This is a genomic window from Alphaproteobacteria bacterium US3C007, assembly GCA_034423775.1.
GTDB lineage: Bacteria > Pseudomonadota > Alphaproteobacteria > Rhodobacterales > Rhodobacteraceae > Thalassovivens > Thalassovivens spotae.
In genome coordinates this window covers 648,989-668,062 of record CP139918.1, presented here as the reverse complement: position 1 = coordinate 668,062, position 19,074 = coordinate 648,989, and the positions used below count along the sequence as shown (strand labels likewise).

The 19,074-nt window shown below is 52.6% G+C and carries 20 protein-coding genes; 7 read left to right on the top strand and 13 right to left on the bottom strand.

Annotated features, from left to right (window positions below):
- Positions 1–111 precede the first annotated feature (111 nt).
- From rpsO to UM181_03410, 6 genes are all read right to left on the bottom strand, one after another.
- Positions 112–381, bottom strand: coding sequence for a 30S ribosomal protein S15 (rpsO, locus tag UM181_03435; GenBank protein WQC63679.1), 270 nt, complete (start codon positions 379–381; stop codon positions 112–114).
- A 131-nt stretch (positions 382–512) separates the two neighbouring features.
- Positions 513–1,457, bottom strand: a complete 945-nt coding sequence (locus UM181_03430; protein ID WQC63678.1) for a calcium-binding protein — start codon at positions 1,455–1,457, stop codon at positions 513–515.
- Between the two features lie 85 nt (positions 1,458–1,542).
- Positions 1,543–1,806 (bottom strand): DUF5665 domain-containing protein, encoded by a 264-nt coding sequence (locus tag UM181_03425; protein WQC63677.1) that lies wholly within the window; start codon positions 1,804–1,806, stop codon positions 1,543–1,545.
- Positions 1,807–2,316: a DUF1643 domain-containing protein gene (locus UM181_03420; protein WQC63676.1), complete on the bottom strand. Its 510-nt coding sequence runs from the start codon at positions 2,314–2,316 to the stop codon at positions 1,807–1,809. It lies immediately after the preceding gene.
- Between the two features lie 101 nt (positions 2,317–2,417).
- A complete protein-coding gene (gene truB / locus UM181_03415; GenBank protein ID WQC63675.1) occupies positions 2,418–3,329 on the bottom strand; it encodes a tRNA pseudouridine(55) synthase TruB in 912 nt (303 codons plus the stop codon).
- A gap of 54 nt (positions 3,330–3,383) precedes the next feature.
- Positions 3,384–4,298: a DMT family transporter gene (locus tag UM181_03410; GenBank protein ID WQC63674.1), complete on the bottom strand. Its 915-nt coding sequence runs from the start codon at positions 4,296–4,298 to the stop codon at positions 3,384–3,386.
- Positions 4,299–4,345: 47 nt separating this feature from the next.
- On the opposite strand from UM181_03410, the gene UM181_03405 reads away from it, so the two are divergent.
- Entirely contained in the window at positions 4,346–4,507 is a 162-nt protein-coding gene (locus UM181_03405) for a hypothetical protein (GenBank protein WQC63673.1), read from the top strand.
- Positions 4,508–4,515: 8 nt separating this feature from the next.
- On the opposite strand, the gene UM181_03400 is transcribed toward UM181_03405, so the two are convergent.
- A complete protein-coding gene (locus tag UM181_03400) occupies positions 4,516–5,994 on the bottom strand; it encodes an NAD-dependent succinate-semialdehyde dehydrogenase (protein ID WQC63672.1) in 1,479 nt (492 codons plus the stop codon).
- 80 nt (positions 5,995–6,074) lie between these two features.
- Between UM181_03400 and UM181_03395 the strand changes: the two genes are divergently transcribed.
- Positions 6,075–6,863: an alpha/beta hydrolase gene (locus UM181_03395; protein ID WQC63671.1), complete on the top strand. Its 789-nt coding sequence runs from the start codon at positions 6,075–6,077 to the stop codon at positions 6,861–6,863.
- A gap of 94 nt (positions 6,864–6,957) precedes the next feature.
- Here the strand turns inward: UM181_03395 and gph are convergent, their stop codons facing one another.
- The 3 genes from gph to rpe are packed head-to-tail and all read right to left on the bottom strand — an operon-like array spanning position 6,958 to position 8,852.
- On the bottom strand, positions 6,958–7,614 hold the full coding sequence (gph, locus tag UM181_03390) for a phosphoglycolate phosphatase (GenBank protein ID WQC63670.1): 657 nt from the start codon (positions 7,612–7,614) through the stop codon (positions 6,958–6,960).
- Positions 7,611–8,165, bottom strand: a complete 555-nt coding sequence (locus UM181_03385; GenBank protein WQC63669.1) for a thioredoxin family protein — start codon at positions 8,163–8,165, stop codon at positions 7,611–7,613. The genes gph and UM181_03385 overlap by 4 nt, the downstream gene beginning before the upstream one ends.
- 3 nt (positions 8,166–8,168) lie before the next feature.
- Positions 8,169–8,852 carry a ribulose-phosphate 3-epimerase gene (gene rpe, locus UM181_03380; GenBank protein WQC63668.1) on the bottom strand — a complete coding sequence of 228 codons (684 nt, stop codon included), beginning with the start codon at positions 8,850–8,852 and terminating at the stop codon, positions 8,169–8,171.
- Positions 8,853–9,436: 584 nt separating this feature from the next.
- Between rpe and UM181_03375 the strand changes: the two genes are divergently transcribed.
- The 3 genes from UM181_03375 (at position 9,437) to UM181_03365 (ending at position 12,509) form a co-directional block, all read left to right on the top strand.
- Complete coding sequence (locus UM181_03375; protein WQC63667.1) at positions 9,437–10,366, top strand: LysR family transcriptional regulator; 930 nt, start codon at positions 9,437–9,439, stop codon at positions 10,364–10,366.
- Between the two features lie 166 nt (positions 10,367–10,532).
- Complete coding sequence (locus UM181_03370; GenBank protein ID WQC63666.1) at positions 10,533–11,741, top strand: aminopeptidase P family protein; 1,209 nt, start codon at positions 10,533–10,535, stop codon at positions 11,739–11,741.
- Positions 11,742–11,891: 150 nt separating this feature from the next.
- A complete protein-coding gene (locus UM181_03365; protein ID WQC63665.1) occupies positions 11,892–12,509 on the top strand; it encodes a DUF1523 family protein in 618 nt (205 codons plus the stop codon).
- 18 nt (positions 12,510–12,527) lie between these two features.
- Here UM181_03365 and UM181_03360 read toward each other — a convergent pair whose 3' ends face one another.
- Complete coding sequence (locus UM181_03360; protein WQC63664.1) at positions 12,528–13,298, bottom strand: FCD domain-containing protein; 771 nt, start codon at positions 13,296–13,298, stop codon at positions 12,528–12,530.
- Positions 13,299–13,435: 137 nt separating this feature from the next.
- Between UM181_03360 and UM181_03355 the strand changes: the two genes are divergently transcribed.
- Entirely contained in the window at positions 13,436–13,693 is a 258-nt protein-coding gene (locus UM181_03355) for a hypothetical protein (GenBank protein WQC63663.1), read from the top strand.
- Here the strand turns inward: UM181_03355 and UM181_03350 are convergent.
- Positions 13,690–14,148: a GNAT family N-acetyltransferase gene (locus UM181_03350; GenBank protein WQC63662.1), complete on the bottom strand. Its 459-nt coding sequence runs from the start codon at positions 14,146–14,148 to the stop codon at positions 13,690–13,692. The genes UM181_03355 and UM181_03350 overlap by 4 nt on opposite strands.
- Before the next feature lie 172 nt (positions 14,149–14,320).
- Between UM181_03350 and smc the strand changes: the two genes are divergently transcribed.
- Positions 14,321–17,779: a chromosome segregation protein SMC gene (gene smc, locus UM181_03345; protein WQC63661.1), complete on the top strand. Its 3,459-nt coding sequence runs from the start codon at positions 14,321–14,323 to the stop codon at positions 17,777–17,779.
- Between the two features lie 67 nt (positions 17,780–17,846).
- Here the strand turns inward: smc and UM181_03340 are convergent, their stop codons facing one another.
- Positions 17,847–19,049, bottom strand: coding sequence for a peptidoglycan-binding protein (locus UM181_03340; protein WQC63660.1), 1,203 nt, complete (start codon positions 19,047–19,049; stop codon positions 17,847–17,849).
- Positions 19,050–19,074: the final 25 nt, after the last annotated feature.

The window sequence follows — 19,074 nt, the reverse complement described above, 5'->3', positions numbered from 1 at the left end:
TGGCACCAAGATTACGCGATTAGGAGGCGCCTATCTTTGCCTTAATTATAAAAAAAATGGCGCCTCAGAATTGAGACGCCATTTAAAAAATATCGTATCGTAAGCTTAGGCTTAGCGGCGGATACCCAGACGCTTGATAAGGTCTTGATACCGGCTTTCGTCTTTTGCTTTCACGTAATCCAGCAATTTGCGGCGCAACGCGACCATTTTAAGCAAACCGCGGCGTGAATGATTATCTTTCTTGTGGCTTTTAAAATGCTCGGTCAATGTTGTGATCCGAGATGTTAAAATGGCAACTTGCACTTCGGGTGATCCAGTATCGCCGTCTTTGGTGGCGAAGTCTTTCATCACTTTTGCTTTTTCTTCTGCAGTAATCGACATCGGGGTCTCCTTTGGTTAAGGGTTGATGGCGCAGGCCGGGATGTCGTCCAGCAGGGCCCGTGGAGTTCAGCCAAGCATCGCCTGACTAAACCGGCGCTCTAATCGGTTTTGCTGCAAATGAAAAGCGAAAATTAGGTGTTTGCAGGGCCATGGCGCAAAATAATATGAGCCGCAGTCAGTTTTTCTTCCGATAAAACCGAAAGAATTGGATTTTGATTCAGCCAAACCAAGGCGTGGCCAGCATTATTTTGGCTGATTTCTATAATTGGATCGGTTTGCTGCTGGCCGTTTATCCATATTTCAATATGGTCGTGACTTGGGTTGAAATCGCTGATTTCGGCAACATCTTCAGGCCTGTTTGCAGCTGTGATGATTTGGAACAGATCTTGACCGGATCCGCCATGCAAACTGTCAGCTCCGCCGCTTTGTAAAATATCATTTCCGGCGCCACCATTCAGAAAATCAGCGGTGGCTTGGGTTTCTTGCCCGATTAAAATATCGTCTCCCGGGCCTCCAAACAGGCTATCGCTGCCTGCGCCACCTTCTAATCTGTCATTCCCATAGCCGCCCAACAGCGCATCATTTCCCGCATCACCCTGCAGATTATCATCGCCTTCGCCGCCTGAAAGCGTATCTTTTCCGGCTGCGCCAAAAAGCTGATCATTCCCCAGACCGCCAAAAAGCCTATCCGCACCCGCGCCGCCGTTCAATATGTCATCCTCAGCATCTCCGCGCAGCTGGTCGTTGTGATCGCCGCCCCAAAGGTGATCTTTGCCTGCGCCACCGATCAAAATATCACCACCGGCCCCGCCAGAAAGGCGATCATTGCCCGCATAGCCGTTGATCTGATCCGGACCGACTGTGCCGGTGAGGTGATTGTCGGCGGCGTTGCCAGATTGTATGCTGCCGGTCGCGTCTGAACCTGTTACAAAGCGGCCTTCGTGCATTTTACGCGCCTCAAAGCCGTTATCCTCAAGATTTTCGGTGTCGTCAAATTGGCCATCTTCATCGCTGTCGATCATGACCACTAGACCGCTTAGCATCAATGCGCTGAAAATTCCTGCCAAGAAAAACATACTGCCCCTGTCGCCCCCCAAGCTGCCCCGCGGTTAAACTGTGCGGATTGGGGATGATGGATGCAATCTGAGAGTGACACCTTGGTTAACGATTGTTTTCTATTTGCTGGATCAATTGCGCCGCCCAATCGCCTAATATCGGAATAAATTCAAATTGCGAGAGGGTTTGTACAAGGACGTAAACCAAAAAGGTTGCGCCCAGCACCGAGCCTAATCCGAAGGCCATGCCCCGCAAAAAGGTAATCCAAATTTGTTGAGCAATGGTGCTGTTAAGGCGTAAAAATGGATGGTTTCGAAGGGCGTCTATCGCCTGTGTGAGTCGTTTTATTTCTGGATCTTGCTGCGGCATTTAGGTGATCCAAAGTTCCGGTTGTTGCGCGTAGCTTAAATAGAGCGGGTGTTTTGGGTGGCCGGCTTTGGTTAACCCCAGATGATAGATTGGCATTTTTAATGTCCATAACAGGGTTTTGACAGCGGGTCCGCGCTGCAAATGCGCCCCATGCGTGCCCCAAGCTGCGATGATGTGATCGGCCCAAGCGCAGCCTTGCAGGATTGCCCCATCATTTTCTGGCCCAACCGGGTTGGCGGCGGCGCGCATCTTTTTGGGATCTGTATCGCGCCAGGCAAAAATATTCGTCACACAAAACCCACCAAACCCCAGCGCCCGGGCACGTTGCTCACAGCGCTCAACGGTGGGATCGTTTTGAAGTTCCGTTGCCGTCGATGGGTTGAGCATAATAAAATTTACTTTTGGCGCGCTGTCTTGCCAGGTTCTGGTCAGGCTGTAGCGATAGCGCTCGCAGGGCGAATAAATGGCCTGTGAAAATGCGTCACCCTTTTGGTGCTGTCGTTTGATCATAGGTATGTCTGGCCGTTGTTTTTGGCTTTTGCAAGGTTTTGCAGGCCGTTTTGCGGCCGCTTTGCAATTTGTGCTCGGGCCCCAGCGTTGCGGTTCGCCCTTTACCGAGTTGGCAAAATAACGCGGTTGGGGTAAAGCATACCGGCTTGATAACGCCCGATGGCAACAGCTTCACCCTCGAAGCTGGCCCAGCATAAATCGCCATATTGAAGATTTTGCGCGGTCACCAGGCCGGGGTTGCCGTTGCGCAATTTGGCCGCTGATTCTGCTGTGCACCGGGCTTCGCTTACGTCGCTGAGACCAGCTTCTAATGGCACTAATTTGTGATCCAGCTCAGGGGTTTTTGCAAGCGCTTCCAGCTGCTCTATGCTCACGGCTTGATCCAGATCGAAGGGCCCAGACCAGATCCGCCGCAATTGAACGACATGCCCAAAGCATCCCAGTTTCTGGCCCAGATCGCGTGCGATCGCGCGCACATAGCCACCCTTGCCGCAGGTGAGCTCTAGCACCACATGGTCCGCATCGGGCCGATCAATCAGCAAAAGCGAGTCGACGAAGAGCGGGCGCGCCTCAAGCGCGATATCCGCCCCCGATCGAGCCAGTTTATACGCGCGCTGGCCATCGATTTTCACCGCTGAGAATTTTGGTGGCACTTGCTCGATATCGCCAATAAACGAAAGCAAGGCGTTTTTGATATCGGCGTCGCTGGGTCGCGCATCGCTTTGGCGCGTCAGTTCCCCCTCGCCATCATCCGTATTGGTCTCCTGCCCCAACCTGACCGTGAATTCATAGGCTTTTAGAGCATCCGTGATATAAGGAACGGTTTTTGTTGCCTCGCCAAAGGCCAGCGCCAAAAGCCCCGTTGCCTCGGGATCCAAAGTACCCGCATGGCCGGCTTTCTTGGCCCCGAGCGCCCATTTGGCTTTGTTGACCAAAGCGGCAGATGTTATCCCTACAGGCTTGTCGATGATCAACCATCCTGATATGTCGCGGCCTTTGCGCTGCCTTGCCATCTTGTGATCCATTTTCTTTCGGGTGGTGCTCAGTAACGAGGCCTTGAACGCGGGTCAATCCGCTTGTTTTGGCCTGCTGAGACGGAACAGTCTTCCTTGCAAGCTGAGCAAACCCAAAATGATCAAGGCCAAGCCAATAAAATGTATGCCTTGCAACGTTTCTTCTAAAAACAACATCCCCATCGCGATGGCGGAGGGTGGAATTAAAAGGGTGACCAAAGACACATTTGTGGCGCCCGCGCGTTGCAGTATGTTGAAAAACAATAAATATCCGCCTGCGGTTGACAGAACGGCCAGCCCGAGAATAGCGAAGATGGTCGCTTGGCTTGGCAGCGCAGATGCCCAAGGCGTATCAATCATCAGTGCCAAGGGCACCAAAATAAACGATGAGGCGGTGACCTGCCCCAAAGCGGTATGCAGGGGGCTGATTTTTGCCGCGGCAAAGCGGCGTCCAAACACGCTGGCAAACGCGTATGAAAGCGTTGCACCAAGCACTGCCAATTGCGCGCCAAGATTGCGCGATATCCCTGCAAGACTGTCTGGCCCAACCATCACGATAACGCCAACGAGCCCCAACAGAACGCCAAAGAGCTTTTGCTTTGAAAACCGTTCATCGGCCAGAAACAGAGCCGCGATAAGAACGGTCCATAAGGGGGTTGTGGCGTTTAAAATGGCGGCAAGGCCGGCGCCAATGGTTTGTTGTCCGAAAACGATCAGTCCAAAGGGGATAACATTATTCAGCAGGCCCAGAGCCAGAAAGGCCTGCCAGGTTTTTCGCCCGCGTGGCAGCTGATGGCCGCTGAAGAGCGCGATGCCCCAGAGCACAAGTGCAGCCAGACTGACCCTGAGGGCGATTATGGTTAACACGGGCAATTCCTGTACCGCGATGCCAACGCATAAAAAGGATCCCCCCCAAAGCAGAGATAAAAGCACCAGTAGCCCCCAATCCATTGGCCCTAATCGCATCATGCTGATCCTTTTTTACTATTGCCTCGGTTTGTTTTCACGGTCGGAAGATGGCAACCCAGATCCTGCGCAATCCGTTTTTACGCAGAGGTGAGCTTGCTGGCCTATTCTCAAGCCGGTTCAGTTTGAAATCGGGCCTCTGGACAACTTACGGATTTTTTGAGCTGCAGCTTACAAAGCAGATTTACGGGCAAGGCGATGGCGCGATGTGACAGCGGTATCAGACGGATAGGCAGATATATTTCATTTCCAGATAATCTTCGATGCCATGATGGCTGCCCTCGCGCCCAATCCCTGATTGCTTGACGCCGCCAAAGGGTGCCACCTCAGTGGAAATTATACCCGTGTTAACGCCCACAATCCCGTATTCTAAAGCCTCGGCCACTTTGTAAACACGGCTCAGATCTTTGGCATAAAAATACGAGGCAAGGCCAAAAATTGTATCATTGGCCAGCGCGATCACTTCGTCTTCATCTTCAAACTTGAACAAAGGCGCAAAGGGGCCAAAGGTTTCTTCTTGGGCGACTTTCATGTCTTTTGTGGCGCCTGTAATGATGGTGGGGGTTAGAAAATACCCAGCGCCCTGCAGCGTTTGCCCGCCCATTTTTACCATGGCGCCTTTGACAGTGGCATCGGCAATATGGTCTTGCACTTTTATGATGGCTTTCTGGTTAATCAACGGGCCCAAAGCGGTACCCTCTTCCAGCCCGTCACCCACTTTGAGCGCGGCCACGGCTGTTGCCAGCTTCTCGGCAAAGGCGTCATAAACGCCCGCTTGCACGTAGATTCTATTCGCACAAACGCAGGTTTGGCCATTATTGCGAAATTTGCACATGATCGCGCCGGCCACTGCGGCGTCGAGATCGGCATCATCAAATACAATAAATGGCGCGTTGCCTCCCAATTCCATAGAACATTTCATCACGCTGTCTGCGGCTTGACGCAGCAAGCTGCGGCCCACTGCGGTGGATCCGGTAAAGGTGAGTTTGCGCACGATCGGATTTTCGCAAAATTCTTTGCCGATCTCTGCGGCCTGCGTGGCCGGAAGGATTGACAACACACCTTTGGGCAGGCCTGCGCGCTCGGCTAAAACCCCCATGACCAGCGCCGAGAGAGGCGTTTCTGAGGCGGGCCGCGCCACAAATGCGCATCCTGCGGCCAAGGCAGGCGCGGCTTTCCGGGTGATCATTGCGTTGGGAAAGTTCCAAGGCGTGATTGAGGCGGCTACGCCAATCGGCTGCTTCAGCACCATGATACGTTTATCAGGTTGGTGGCCGGGGATGGTTTCGCCATAAACCCGTTTGGCCTCTTCGGCAAAAAATTCGATGAAGGAAGCGCCATAACTGATTTCGCCTTTGGCTTCGGCCAATGGCTTGCCTTGTTCGGCGGTAAGGATCAGCGCCAAATCATCCGTATGTTCCACCATTAAATCAAACCAGCGCCGTAAAATAACGCTGCGCTCTTTGGCAGTGCGGGCAGCCCAAAGCTTTTGCGCCTTTTCTGCGGCAGCGATGGCCTGGGCAGTTTGGGCCCGGCTGATATCAGCCACCCTTGCAATCACATCGCCGCGGGCAGGGTTCACAACCTCAAAGCGGGCTTCATTATCTCCGTCCACCCATTCTCCGGCCAGATAGGCTTGCGTTACCAAGAGGCTGGGATCTTTCAACAGGCTGGCCAGGTTGGTGTGGGTGTCTAACATATGCTTTTTCTCCAAATAACGCTTCATAAGCCAAAGCAACTCTGTCAAACTTTGTCCAGTGGACAAAATGAAAAAGCTCAATGCGTTTAGACAATGATTATGCCAATGCGCCATTTATTCCCGGGGCAGAGGGTTTTATAGAAAGATGGAAATCGCAGGCTGCGGCGTTTCGCGCAGTTATGCTGGCCCGGGATGCGGCCCAGCTTGACATTGCTTATGGTCAAAGCGAGCGCCAACGCTTTGATCTGTTCTTACCGGAGAATCCGCCCAAAGGTCTATTCGTCTTCGTTCATGGCGGTTATTGGCTGAGGTTTGATAAAAGCGACTGGTCGCATTTCGCGCAGGGACCTTTGGCGCATGGATGGGCGGTGGCGATGCCCTCCTATGATCTATGCCCGCGCGTTTCGATCGCGCAGATTACCCGCCAGATATCGCAGGCGATCGTGCAAAGCGCCGCGCGCATTGCGGGGCCACTGATTTTGGCGGGCCACTCGGCGGGTGGGCATCTTGTTGCACGTATGGCATGCGCCGATGGGCTGCCGCAGGCGCTTCATGAACGGATAAAACGGGTTTTAGCAATTTCGCCCTTGGCGGATTTACGGCCATTGATGGAAACCTCGATGAACGCCGATTTTAAGCTGGATAGCGCATCTGCGCGGGATGAAAGCCCGGTTTTTGCCCCGAAACCAGATCTAGATGTGCGGATTTGGGTGGGCGGAGCAGAACGCCCGGTTTTCTTGCAGCAAGCCGCATGGCTGGGCAGCGCTTGGCACGTGGTGCCTGTGATACCGCCTAAATGCCACCATTTTGATATTATTGATGCGTTAAAAGACCCTGAACATAACCGATTGCTCGACGTGCTTGCATAGGCCTGTTGCAGCATTGCCGGGCGATCACTATGCCGCTGTTATGCTCGGGTCTCAGGCGCTGTAGGGCGCAGCTTACAAGGCATTTTCTGCAGGTTCAGGACTTTTTTAAAAGGCTGTCTGCCAAGGCTGGTACCGCGCTAAACTGGTCAATATGATGGGCGTTTTGGAAAAACGCGGCCGAAGCTTTTCGGTATCCACCGGTGAAAAATATGAATGGAATTTGCGCCCGTTGCGCGGTTTCATAATCCACTTCGCTGTCACCAATATAAAGTGCGGCGCTGGCGCCCAATCGTGCGACGCAATGCTGCAGCGGCGCCGGATTTGGCTTTTTAACGGACAAGCTGTCGCCACCCACGACCACCTCAAAAAACCGTTCCAAGTTGAAATCCTGTAGAATTTGTTGGGCGGGTTCGGCGGGCTTATTGGTGCAAATTGCGAGGCGATGCCCCTGCGCGGCCAAGGTTTCAAGCATTTCGACCACGCCTTCATAGGGTTGGCTCAGTGCGCTGGGGGCCTGATTGTACAGCAAGAGGGTTTTTTCATAGAGCGCGCTGTGCCGCTCGAGCGGCAGCTGCACCGCGTGCAGAACGCGTTGCACCAATTTGGGCATTCCATTGCCGATAAAAGAAATTACGGTTGCCAAATCCAGCGGGCTGATGCCTTCCTCCGCCAGCATTTTATTCACGGCCGCCTGTATGTCCGGCGCGCTATCAATCAGCGTGCCGTCAAGATCAAAAATAAGCCCGTTCATTCTGGTTTCCATTTGATTGAGCAGCCAATGGAGGCGATTTGCACTTCGGGCCCATGGCCGGTTTTCACCATGTGTTGCATGGCTTCAAAAAGGTCTCTGCGTAGATCGGTGGCTCCGGCGGTTCTTCCCGATGCATCTAGTCGGCCGCGATATTGCAGCCCGCCGGCGGCGTTAAAGCCGAAGAAATCCGGTGTACAGGCCGCGCCATAAGCTTTTGCAACGCTTTGCGTTTCATCATAAAGATATGGAAATGAAAACCTGTGCTCCTCGGCCAATGTGATCATATTTTCAAAACTATCAGCAGGATAGGCCAAGGCATCATTGGCGTTGATCGCCGCCACTCCAATGCCGATAGATTGTAAATCGCGCGCGTCTCTTTGCAGTCTGTCTAAAACACTCAATACATAGGGACAGTGATTGCACATAAAAATGATCAAGCAGCCTCTTGGACCGCTGATATCGTTTCGGGATAGCATCCGCCCATCCGTTGCAGGAAGCTGAAAATCGGGCGCGGGCCAGTTGAAATCGCAAACGGGGGGAATGCTTGACACGGTTTATCCTTTTGCAGCTGCGCGTATGGCGCGGATATTGTGACCATAGGGGCCAGGGTTTGCAACCGATCCGCCTTTAAACACGGCAGATCCTGCGACCAAGACATCGGCGCCAGCCGCCGAAACGAGCGGCGCGGTTTCGGGTGTGACCCCACCATCGATCTGGATATGTATTGGGCGGTCCGCAACCATGCTGCGCAATTCTTTGGTTTTTTCAATTTGCGAATGGATAAATTTCTGCCCGCCAAATCCAGGATTCACGGTCATAACGCAGATCAAATCGACCATATCGAGCAGAGGCGTGATGGCGCTTGCGGGTGTGCCTGGGTTCAGGGCGATGCCCGCTTTGCAACCCGCGGCGCGAATGGCTTGCATGGTGCGGTGGCTATGCGGGCCTGCTTCCACATGCGCAGTGATAATATCAGCGCCTGCATCGGCATAGGCTTGAATAGAAGCGTCTACGGGCGAAATCATCAAATGCACATCCATAATTGTTTTGATATGCTTGCCGATGGCGGCGCAGAGCGGTGGCCCAAATGTGAGGTTCGGTACAAAATGCCCATCCATCACGTCTACATGTACCCAATCGCATCCTTGCGCCTCAATCGCTTGGATTTCGCGGCCAAAATCGGCAAAATCTGCCGAGAGTATTGAGGGGGCGATTTTAATCGAACGATCAAAGCTCATTGTGTTTCTTTCGGGTTATGGCAGATGCTCGGGTTCGTGCATGTGCGCTTTTAAGTTTGCGTTCTGTCGATCCACGTGGGCATGCGCTGGGGCAGCGCCGCGGTCCGATGGGTTTACACCGTCTGTAAACATGCGCGTGCGCTGACGCAAGCCGGCCGCTTATGGGGTGGGTTTCGCGCTGTAGCTTTTGGCAGTATTATAGACGCAAGGGGCAGCTAGAATAGCGGGCCGGCTCAGACTGTGGCTTTGCGGGGCGATTGTTTCCAACGCCAGTATTGTATCGGATATCCTCTATCCTTTGTTTTAAAATTCAAAGAGTGACGGATTGATCGAAATTTCAGTGAAACTCACCTTGAAGGCTGTTGTGGATACTGGCTTCGCGCTATTTGAAAAAGTAGAATACGCCGCCGTATATTATAAAAACAGTCATATTTAATTTTTCAGCCTGTAAGCGGTAATTTGCAATTTTATTCGAAATATAAGGCGGTCGAAAATGCTTTTTATCGACCGGGTTTCAAGAATCTTGTCAGACACAAATTATTTATCTAACGTTAATCGAGATAAAATTTTTTAGAATAGCTTAAATGCAACGTCTGAATGGCCTTACTTTTCGTCAATTACGAGCGCTGGAGGCCGTTGCCGAAACCGGTTCGATCACGCGTGCTGCCGATATTTTGAACCTCACCCCTCCGGCGGTGCACACGCAGCTGAAGACTTTGGAAGAGAATTTCAACTGCTTGATGTTTGATCGGAGAAATTCTGAGGGGTTCCAGCTGACTTCAGAGGGGGATGCATTGCTGCGTGCGCAACGCCAATCCTATCAGGCTTTGGCGATGGCGGTGCGCGAAATTGATGCGCTGCGAAATGGCTTGGCGGGGGCTGTTGTACTGGGTGTGGTTAGTACAGGGAAATATTTTGCCCCGCAATTGGTGGCTGAAATCAAACGCGCTCATCCCGATATCGAGGTGATGCTTAAAGTTGGAAATCGCGATCAAATTATCGCGGCTTTGCAAGAAAATGCCGTTGACATGGCAATTATGGGGCGGCCACCCAAAGCGCCTTTAACCGCTGAGGTGGTGCTGGGAGATCATCCGCATGTTATCATCCTGCCGCCCGATCACGCCTTGGCAAGCCGATATCCCGTGGCCCCCGAGGAAATTCTGTCGCATCCTATTTTAACGCGTGAAGAAGGGTCAGGAACACGGATCTTAGCCAATCGTTATCTTGATCGTATTGCGCCGGGGCAAGTCTATCAGACCATCGAAATGGATTCGAATGAAACGATCAAGCAAGCGGTGATTGCGGGTTTGGGGATTTCCTTAATTTCGGCGCATACCGTGATCGAAGAATTACGCAGTGGCCGGTTGGTGACGCTGCGCGGCGATGATTTTCCGATCACGCGCAAATGGTATTTGTTATTGCCCAAAGATGTTGTGCAAACCGGGGCAGTGCGGATGATTTCTGATTTTATAACCGCCGAAAAAGGACGGTTTTTACCAAGCCTTCCCGTTTAAGATGAGGTTTGAAATTTTGACTTGATTCTCAGGCAGTTTTCGGAGAAAGCACGCGGTAGGTGCGGGCGATGGCGTCGCCCCGTTTGGGCAATTCTGCGCAGGCGAACCTATCCCACAGTCCTGAACGCCGGGACCTTCTTTTGAAACGTCAATGGAGGGTCAAAAAATGACTGAACGTTCTGAATATTATCACTTCTACAATGGTGAGAAAGCGGCTTTGCCTTTCTCAAGCGCCGAATATGAGGCGCGATTGAACGGCTTGCGTGCCGTGATGCACCAGCATGGGGTTTCGGCCACGCTGCTTACCTCGATGCAAGCCATCGCTTATTACTCAGGGTTTTTATACTGTGCCTTTGGCCGCCCCTATGGATTGGTTGTGACTGCAGATAGTAGTTTCACGATTTCGGCGGGGATTGATGGCGGTCAGCCTTGGCGCCGCTGCTATGGAGAAAATATCACCTACACGGATTGGCAGCGCAACAATTTTTGGGCGGCGGTGGCGTCCGTAACCGGCAAACAGGCGGTGATCGGCTATGAAGCAGATCATTTGACTTTGGCCCAGCATGATAGGTTACATGCCTGTTTAGAGCCCTCAAATTTGGTGGATCTTGCGCCGGCAAGCATGACGCAGCGAATGCTCAAATCAGAGGCTGAAATTGCTTTGATTCGCGCCGGAGCAGAAATTGCGGATATTGGAGGTTATGCTATTCGGGCGGCGATTAAAGATCAGGCGCGCGAATTGGATATTGCCATAGCGGGCCGAGATGCCATGGAACTGGCGATCGCAGAACGGTTCCCCGACGCTGAATATCGCGATACTTGGGTCTGGTTTCAATCGGGTTTGAACACCGATGGCGCGCATAACCCCGTAACGGCGCGAAGAGTTCAACCGGGCGATATTTTGTCGCTTAATACATTTCCTATGATTTCGGCTTATTACACCGCGCTTGAGCGGACCTTGTTTTTGGGTGAGGTGGATCCCAAGAGCTTAAAGATCTGGCACGCCAATATCGAGGCGCATGAATTGGGTATCGGTTTGTTAAAGCCCGGCATGCGTTGTTCGCAGGTAACAGAGCGCATAAACCAATTTTTTGAAGAACAGGGCTTATTGAAATATCGCAGTTTTGGCTATGGCCATTCTTTTGGCGTGCTCTCGCATTATTATGGGCGCGAGGCTGGGTTGGAATTGCGCGAAGATATCGACACTGTTCTGGTGCCGGGCATGGTGATTTCAATGGAGCCGATGTTGACAATCCCGGACGGGCAACCCGGGGCCGGTGGCTATCGGGAACATGATATTTTGGTGATTACAGAAGAGGGCGCTGAGAACATCACCGGATATCCCTATGGGCCCGAGTTTAATGTGATTGCTTAACAAACTCTGCGTTGGGGTCTGTTTACCAGCGCCCCAACGCTTTTTTGAGCGTTTGCATTGTAATTTTAACGATCCTTTGGCTGCTATGGGGGTGCATTTTTAAAGGTTCGCGCTTAGGTTAAGCCCGTCAGAGTTTTTTAGGCGGTGCATATGCGGTTTTTGGTAAGAAGTTTTCAGGCAATTGTGTTAATGATCGGGATCGGGGTTTTGCACTATGCGCTACCCCAAAATGATGTTGTTCGTATAAATGACACCTATGAAAAGCGGATTGATTTTGGCCGTACGGGGTTATTTTGGGCGCGCCATATGGGCGAGGATGGCCGCCTGCAATCGAACCGGGATGTGTTTTTTATAGAGAGTTTTGATGCGCAGGATCGACCGATCGTGTTTCGCAACGAGGATACGGGCTGGGGTTGGCCATTTTATTTTAAATTTGACACGTCAAATTTGCAGGCCGAGGCGTCAAATCTGCGCAGTGCAAAATCAAGCGCGCAGGTGCAATGGGTGAAAATCCGCCATTATGGCTGGCGCAATACGTTTTTGTCTATTTATCCAAACGCGGTTTCCCTTAAACCGGTATCTGGCCCGGATGAAACGTCATTTCCATGGTTCAATACCGTTTTTTTGACGCTGCTGGGATTGGTCTTTTGGGCTCTTCGGGTGCGGTGGCTGCGGTTTTACGCCCGCCGCTTATCACCCATTTTTGACGCGATGGAAGAGCGTCTGTCGAATTTTTGGGCTTGGGTGCGCAGCTTTCGAAAAACATAATCGAGCCGGGGCTTATGCCTATCCACGCTCTTGTTCATGCTCATAGCGCTGTTGCGCAATAGCTTCATTGCGCTCTGATATTTTTAAATCTTGCAGCGCAGCTTCGATATAATCCATATGAACTTCAACCGCGGCGCGCGAGGCCTCGGGGTCGCGGGCCTGCAAGGCGGTATTGATCGCGCGATGTTGTTCTAAGATCTCGCCGCGCGTGACGCGTTGCTTGAACATCATTTGGCGGTTGTAAAACACGCCTTCTTGTAACAGATCATACATGGACCGCATCATATGCAGCATAATAACGTTGTGACTGGACTCGATGATTGACAGGTGAAATTCGGCGTCGAGGCGGGCTTCATCGGTTGGGTTCCGTTTGTGATGCGCCGCCTGCATTTTATCAAAAATGGTTTGGATCACGCGCAAATCGGTATCAGAGGCGAATTTGGCGGCGCGTTCGGCGGCCAACCCCTCAAGATCACGGCGGAAACCAATATAATCAAACACCGCTTCTTCATGGCTGCTGAACAGGCTTACAAGGGCTGGTGAAAACGAGTTGCCAAGTACATTCGCGATGTAAATGCCTGCGCCGGCTTTTGACGTGAGCAAGCCGCGCTCTTGTAATTGCGAAATCGCTTCGCGCAGGGATGGACGCGACACTGCGAAACGCTCGGACAGCTCGCGCTCGGAGGGCAAGCGTTCCCCCGGCCGCAAAATGCCGCGCAGGATCAACTGCTCAATTTGGCGGGTCACAGCATGGGACAGCTTTTCAGACGTTACCTTTTGAAATGGCAAAACGCGTCCTCTTATCCGAGTTTTAAATAAACGTAGCGCCTTATATATGCCATTTTTTTCTGCAAGCAAATGCCAGATTTAATTTAGTAGTAAGTGTTGTTTTGTTTAAATATTGGTATGTTTTTTTTATTTTTTTAATGTCTTGTGATGATGGCAGCTATGCGTTTCAGGGTATACATGCACAAACCGTGCGCCATAAGAATATGAAGTTTGATATTCGAGTGCGCGGGCCAATGATCGAGGCGCTGCGGATCAACGCAATGGGTTTTCCCTCTACAAAGCAGGTTAGGCCGATTGCTTTGCAAGCCATGCGCCAGGTGGTGGGCTGCGAGGATGTCGCCGTCACCTGGGCCGATCCTTCGGTTGTTTTGGGGGTTCACGCCTGTGACTTTTAATACAGTATTTTTTGCATAAAAATCGAGCTGTGTTGTTTTTCATAATCCCCAAATGGTGCGCAATGCGTGAATCCTGCTTGCGTGTAAAGGCGCTGGGCATGCGAAAGCAAATCGCCGGTTTCCAGCATCAATTTGGGCAGCTTAAGCTGTCGCGCTTGGGCTTCTAGCCTGTCTAGTACCGATCTAGCGACGCCGGTCCCGCGGGCTTTGGGATCTGTAAACATCGATTTGATCTCACCATAATCTGGCCTGATAGCCAGCGCGCCGCAGCCGATATAGCGCCCTTGCTGGCGGGCGGCAAAGAACCGAATATCGGGTGATAGCAACTCTTCAATTGATAAAAAGTGATTTTCATCGCTTGCGAAAAGCTGCTGCATTAAGGCATGGCTTTGCTGCAGCAATTGGGTGATTTCAGGGTGCTGGGGATCCGCGATGGCGATAGAGATTGGCGTCATTGTTTGAGTATAAACCCTGTCTTGTCCAAAGCGCCAGCCTATATGATTTTGATGTGAATTTTACGATATCTAGACGTTAACCAAAGTGAGCACACGAGATACAGTGGTGGTCTGTTGACTCTGCTCCGCGTCAAAGGCACGCTTTAACTCAGAGAATCAAAGGCGGGTGCGGGTGCGTTTTTCCAAACTGCGACTGACAGGTTTCAAAAGTTTTGTTGATCCAACTGAATTGTTGATTTCAGATGGGTTGACGGGTGTTGTGGGACCAAACGGGTGCGGTAAATCAAATTTGCTTGAAGCGTTGCGTTGGGTGATGGGTGAAAACCGCCCCACGGCGATGCGCGGCGGCGGTATGAATGATGTGATTTTCGCGGGGGCTGCCACGCGTCCGGCGCGCAATTTTGCCGAAGTTACATTGCAGCTGGACAATGCCGAACGCTTGGCACCCGCTGCGTTCAACGAGGTGGATGTGTTGGATGTCGTGCGCCGCATCACGCGCGATGCGGGCAGCGCCTATAAAGTGTCGGGAAAAGATGTGCGCGCCCGTGACGTACAAATGCTGTTTGCCGATGCCTCTACAGGCGCCCATTCCCCAGCGCTTGTGCGTCAAGGGCAAATTGCCGAACTGATCAATGCTAAACCCAAAAACCGCCGCCGCGTGTTAGAAGAGGCAGCGGGCATTTCCGGGTTATATCAGCGCCGCCATGAGGCCGAGCTGAAGCTGAACGCCGCAGAAAGCAATCTGGGGCGCGTGGATGATGTGCTTGAGCAGCTTGCCGGTCAATTGGCGCAGCTGGCTCGGCAAGCCAAACATGCGGCGCGCTATCGCGCGATCGCCAAAGATTTGCGCAGCGCTGAAGGTTTGTTGTTGTTTCGGCGCTGGAAAGAGGCCGATGAGCTGTGCCAGAGCACCGCCCAAGCTTTGCAGGCGCAAATATTGGCGGCCTCGAAAGCGGAAGCCATGGCGCGCAGCAATGGCAAGTTGAGATTGGAAGCTGAAGAGGCCTTGCCACCAGTGCGCGAGGAAGAAGCGATTGCGGCGGCTTTATTGCAGCGCTTGCAAGTTCAGCGCGAGACATTGAGCGCGCAAGAAAGTGACGCGCAGCAACAGATCGATACGCTGGGTGGCCGTTCGGTGCAGCTGGCCCAAGACATCACCCGTGAAGAGGCTTTGAATCGCGACGCATTGGAGATGATTGAACGTTTAGAGTGGGAAACGGAAGAATTGTCAAAAGCGGCCTTGGGCCAAGACGATAAATTATCGAATGCAACGCAAGAGGCGCAGGATGCTTCTGCTGTGTTGCAAGAGCGCGAAACCGATCTTTCGCAATTAACCGAAGATGTGGCCCGTTTGTCGGCGCGCCACCAATCTGCGCATCGCTTGCTGCAAGACAGCGAGAAAACCCTTCAGCGCAGCCGTGATGAGGCTGAAAAAGCCAAACAGGCTTTGCAGCATTCTGAGCAACAGGTGGTTGAGGCGGCAGAGGCGTTTGACGCTGATGAAAGCCTGGCCGCGCAGGCGCAGGCGCATGCAGAGCAGTGTGAACAGGCGCTTGATCGGGCCGAAACGGCGCGCTCTGACACGCAGGCGCGCGAGGCCGAAGCGCGTGCCCAGCGATCGCGCGCAGAGGGTGAAAACACGGCATTGGAAGCCGAAGTAACCGCTTTGGCCAAGCTTTTGGCGCGCGGTTCTCAAGAAGGTGGGCAATTGCTTGATCGTTTGCAGGTGGAACAAGGTTTTGAAAAAGCCCTTGGAGCGGCTTTGGCAGATGATTTAAGGGCGGCCGAGGTTGAGGGTGAAGATGCCCTGTCAGGATGGCGATTTTTGCCCGATTACCCCGTTGCGCAACCGCTGCCCAACGGCATAACCCCCTTGAGTAATCATGTGTCTACGCCTGATGCGCTGGGGCGACGGATGACGCAGATCGGTTTGGTGGATGGGGATGAGGGCGTACGCTTGCAAGCGGCTTTGCAGCCCGGCCAACGTTTGGTCAGCTTGGAAGGTGACCTATGGCGCTGGGATGGCTATTGTATCTGGGCCGAAGATACGCCATCGACTGCCGCATTGCATCTTGAACAAGTGAACAGATTGGAAGAGCTGAAGCAGCAAATGGTGCAGACAGAGGCTGAATTGCACGCGGCGCGTTCGGCCCATGATCTGTTATCGGGGGAGCTTACAGAGTGGGCAGGCAAAGACCAGCGCGCGCGCGAAGCGCGCCGGCAAGCAGATCGCGAGGTGATTGAAAAAAATCGGGCGCTCAGCAATTCCGAAGCCAAGCTAAACTTGGCAAAAGGTCGGGTTGAAAACCTAACATTGGCCGTTGCGCGCCATGCAGAGGAAAGCTTAGGCGCTGAGGCGCAGCGGGCCGAGGCGCAGATGGCTGTTGACGCATTAGAGGATATCCAATCGTTGAAAGACCGCGTTGAAGATATCAAGCTCACTGTGGAAGCGGCGCGCATCACCATGTTGTCAAAGCGCTCAGAACAAGATGAGTTACGCCGCGCCGGCGAAGCGCGCATGCGCCGTAAACAACAGGTCACCAAAGAGCTTAGCGGCTGGCGATTGCGGCTTGAAACCGCTGATCAAAGACGGGTTGAGTTGCTAGAACGCAAATCCCAAACAGAGGCAGATTTGGCAGATGCGGCGCTGGTGCCGGATGCTTTGGCACGCAAACGGGAAGAGTTGAGCAGCGCCATTGCGCAGGCTGAAACGCGGCGCAAAGCTGCGGGCGATAATTTGGCAACGGGCGAAGCAGCTTTGCGCAACGCCATTGCGCAAGAGCGAGATTCCGAACGGGCCGCTTCCGAGGCGCGGGAGGCGCGCGCCGGCGCCGAGGCGCGCGCAGAGGCCGCGCAAGAAACCAAAACGGCCGCCGCGCAGCGCATCGAGGATGAGTTGCAAACCACCCCGCAAGACTTGCTGAACTCCTTATCAACGGATGCGGATCGCATGCCGCATGCGGATGAAATAGAAGCGGAAGTGAATCGGTTGAAACGCCAACGCGAAGCGTTGGGGGCCGTGAATCTGCGCGCAGAAGAAGATGCCAAAGAGGTTGAGAGCGAACATAAAAGTTTAAGCGAAGAAAAAACCGATTTGGAAGCGGCGATACACACGCTGCGCAATGGCATCGCGGGCTTGAATCGCGAGGGGCGCGAACGGCTTTTGACTGCGTTTGAGCAAGTGAATAGCAATTTTGGGCTATTGTTTAAGCACTTATTTGGCGGCGGCGAGGCAAATTTGGTTTTGGTGGAAAGCGATGATCCGCTTGAGGCGGGGCTTGAGATTATGTGCCAACCCCCCGGGAAAAAACTGAGCACCTTGTCTTTATTGTCGGGCGGAGAGCAAACGCTCACTGCGATGGCGCTAATTTTTGCCGTGTTTTTGGCCAATCCTGCGCCGATTTGCGTGCTCGATGAGGTGGATGCCCCGCTTGATGATGCCAATGTCACGCGCTTCTGCGATTTGTTAGATGAAATGTGCCGCCGCACAGATACGCGGTTTTTAATCATCACGCATCATGCGGTCACCATGGCGCGGATGGATCGTTTATTTGGCGTCACAATGCAGGAACAAGGGGTTAGCCAGTTGGTATCGGTTGATTTGAAAAAAGCCGAAAGCTTGGTGGCGTAAGCTTTCCAGCGGATAATGGGTCATCAGATTTTGCAACGCGCTTGAGGGGGCTTTAGTTTGCCGTCACCTAAAGCGCTTTCAACAGCGCCCAAGTTGGCCAAGCATCTGCAGGCAACCCCAAGGCGCTTTGAACCTCTTGCACGGCGCGACGCGTTTGAGCACCCAGAATGCCATCAATTTTTCCAACATCATAGCCTTGATCGCGCAGCGCGCTTTGCAAGCTTTTCATTTCCGTTCCGTTTAACCCGGGGTCTTCAAGTTCGAACCCATAGCGCGGGCTACCTTCAAGCAAGGTGGCAAAATAAGCAGCCGTGGTCACGTATACAAAGCTTTGGTTCCATTCGAAATACACATGAAAATTCGGATAAGCGATAAAGGCGGGTCCAAACCGGCCTTGGGGTAAAATAATGGAGCTTTCCAGATCGGCTGGATAGAGCGACTGGTTGGCCCCTTGAACCCCCAAAGCCACCCAGTTGGAAACTGGTTGTTGGGTATCCAGCCCCGTCAGGCTCCAATCCATATCAAAGGGTAAAATCACCTCTTGCAGCCAGGGTTGACCGCCTTTCCAGCCCATATTTGACAACATTTTGGCGCCAGACATCAAAGCATCGGCAGGCGAGGATCTCAGATCAACAAGCCCATCCCCATCCCCATCAACGCCATTGTCCAAAATATCTTGGGGCAGCATTTGCACCATGCCGATCTCGCCCGCCCAAGCCCCTTGCATTGTCTCTGGGTTAAACGCATCTCTTAAAAACAACTCTAATGCGGCAAAGATTTGCGGTCGAAACAGCTCTGGTCGCCGGCAATCATGGGCTAAGGTGACCAAAGCATTGCGCGTATTGTAATTGCCCTGAAACGCGCCAAAATCGGTTTCAAAAGCCCAAAATGCTAATAAAACCCCTGGGGGAATACCGTAGAGACCTTCAATCTGATCAAAAATATACTTATGTTTCTGTGCATTTTTTTGTCCATGTGCCATCCTGTGATCGCTGATTAATTTGCCCGAGAATTCGATAAAGGGCAGCTGGAAAATGGCCTGTGCCCGATCGGCTTTTAACACCTTTGGGCTATGTTCAACCGTTTTGAAAAATGCATTGACCTGCGCGACTGGCGCCCCTTTGGTTTGCGCTTCTTGCTTTAATTGCAAAACAAAATCGGCAAAATCGCCACCACAGGATTGCGCATATACTGGGCTGCTAAAGAGCAGAGGCAGGCTGAGTATCGCAGCGCTTGCACGGCGGGTGACTGTCCAATTTATAAAGCGCATTACGGCCCCCTTTTCCCTCCCGGTT

What these genes read in the sequence shown, in the direction of transcription:
- rpsO (WQC63679.1), bottom strand. Translation starts at nt 381, where the DNA reads ATGTCGATTACTGCAGAAGAAAAAGCAAAAGTGATGAAAGACTTCGCC.
- UM181_03430 (WQC63678.1), bottom strand. Translation starts at nt 1,457, where the DNA reads ATGTTTTTCTTGGCAGGAATTTTCAGCGCATTGATGCTAAGCGGTCTA.
- UM181_03425 (WQC63677.1), bottom strand. Translation starts at nt 1,806, where the DNA reads ATGCCGCAGCAAGATCCAGAAATAAAACGACTCACACAGGCGATAGAC.
- UM181_03420 (WQC63676.1), bottom strand. Translation starts at nt 2,316, where the DNA reads ATGATCAAACGACAGCACCAAAAGGGTGACGCATTTTCACAGGCCATT.
- truB (WQC63675.1), bottom strand. Translation starts at nt 3,329, where the DNA reads ATGGCAAGGCAGCGCAAAGGCCGCGACATATCAGGATGGTTGATCATC.
- UM181_03410 (WQC63674.1), bottom strand. Translation starts at nt 4,298, where the DNA reads ATGATGCGATTAGGGCCAATGGATTGGGGGCTACTGGTGCTTTTATCT.
- UM181_03405 (WQC63673.1), top strand. Translation starts at nt 4,346, where the DNA reads ATGGCAACCCAGATCCTGCGCAATCCGTTTTTACGCAGAGGTGAGCTT.
- UM181_03400 (WQC63672.1), bottom strand. Translation starts at nt 5,994, where the DNA reads ATGTTAGACACCCACACCAACCTGGCCAGCCTGTTGAAAGATCCCAGC.
- UM181_03395 (WQC63671.1), top strand. Translation starts at nt 6,075, where the DNA reads ATGCGTTTAGACAATGATTATGCCAATGCGCCATTTATTCCCGGGGCA.
- gph (WQC63670.1), bottom strand. Translation starts at nt 7,614, where the DNA reads ATGAACGGGCTTATTTTTGATCTTGACGGCACGCTGATTGATAGCGCG.
- rpe (WQC63668.1), bottom strand. Translation starts at nt 8,852, where the DNA reads ATGAGCTTTGATCGTTCGATTAAAATCGCCCCCTCAATACTCTCGGCA.
- UM181_03375 (WQC63667.1), top strand. Translation starts at nt 9,437, where the DNA reads ATGCAACGTCTGAATGGCCTTACTTTTCGTCAATTACGAGCGCTGGAG.
- UM181_03370 (WQC63666.1), top strand. Translation starts at nt 10,533, where the DNA reads ATGACTGAACGTTCTGAATATTATCACTTCTACAATGGTGAGAAAGCG.
- UM181_03365 (WQC63665.1), top strand. Translation starts at nt 11,892, where the DNA reads ATGCGGTTTTTGGTAAGAAGTTTTCAGGCAATTGTGTTAATGATCGGG.
- UM181_03355 (WQC63663.1), top strand. Translation starts at nt 13,436, where the DNA reads ATGTCTTGTGATGATGGCAGCTATGCGTTTCAGGGTATACATGCACAA.
- UM181_03350 (WQC63662.1), bottom strand. Translation starts at nt 14,148, where the DNA reads ATGACGCCAATCTCTATCGCCATCGCGGATCCCCAGCACCCTGAAATC.
- UM181_03340 (WQC63660.1), bottom strand. Translation starts at nt 19,049, where the DNA reads ATGCGCTTTATAAATTGGACAGTCACCCGCCGTGCAAGCGCTGCGATA.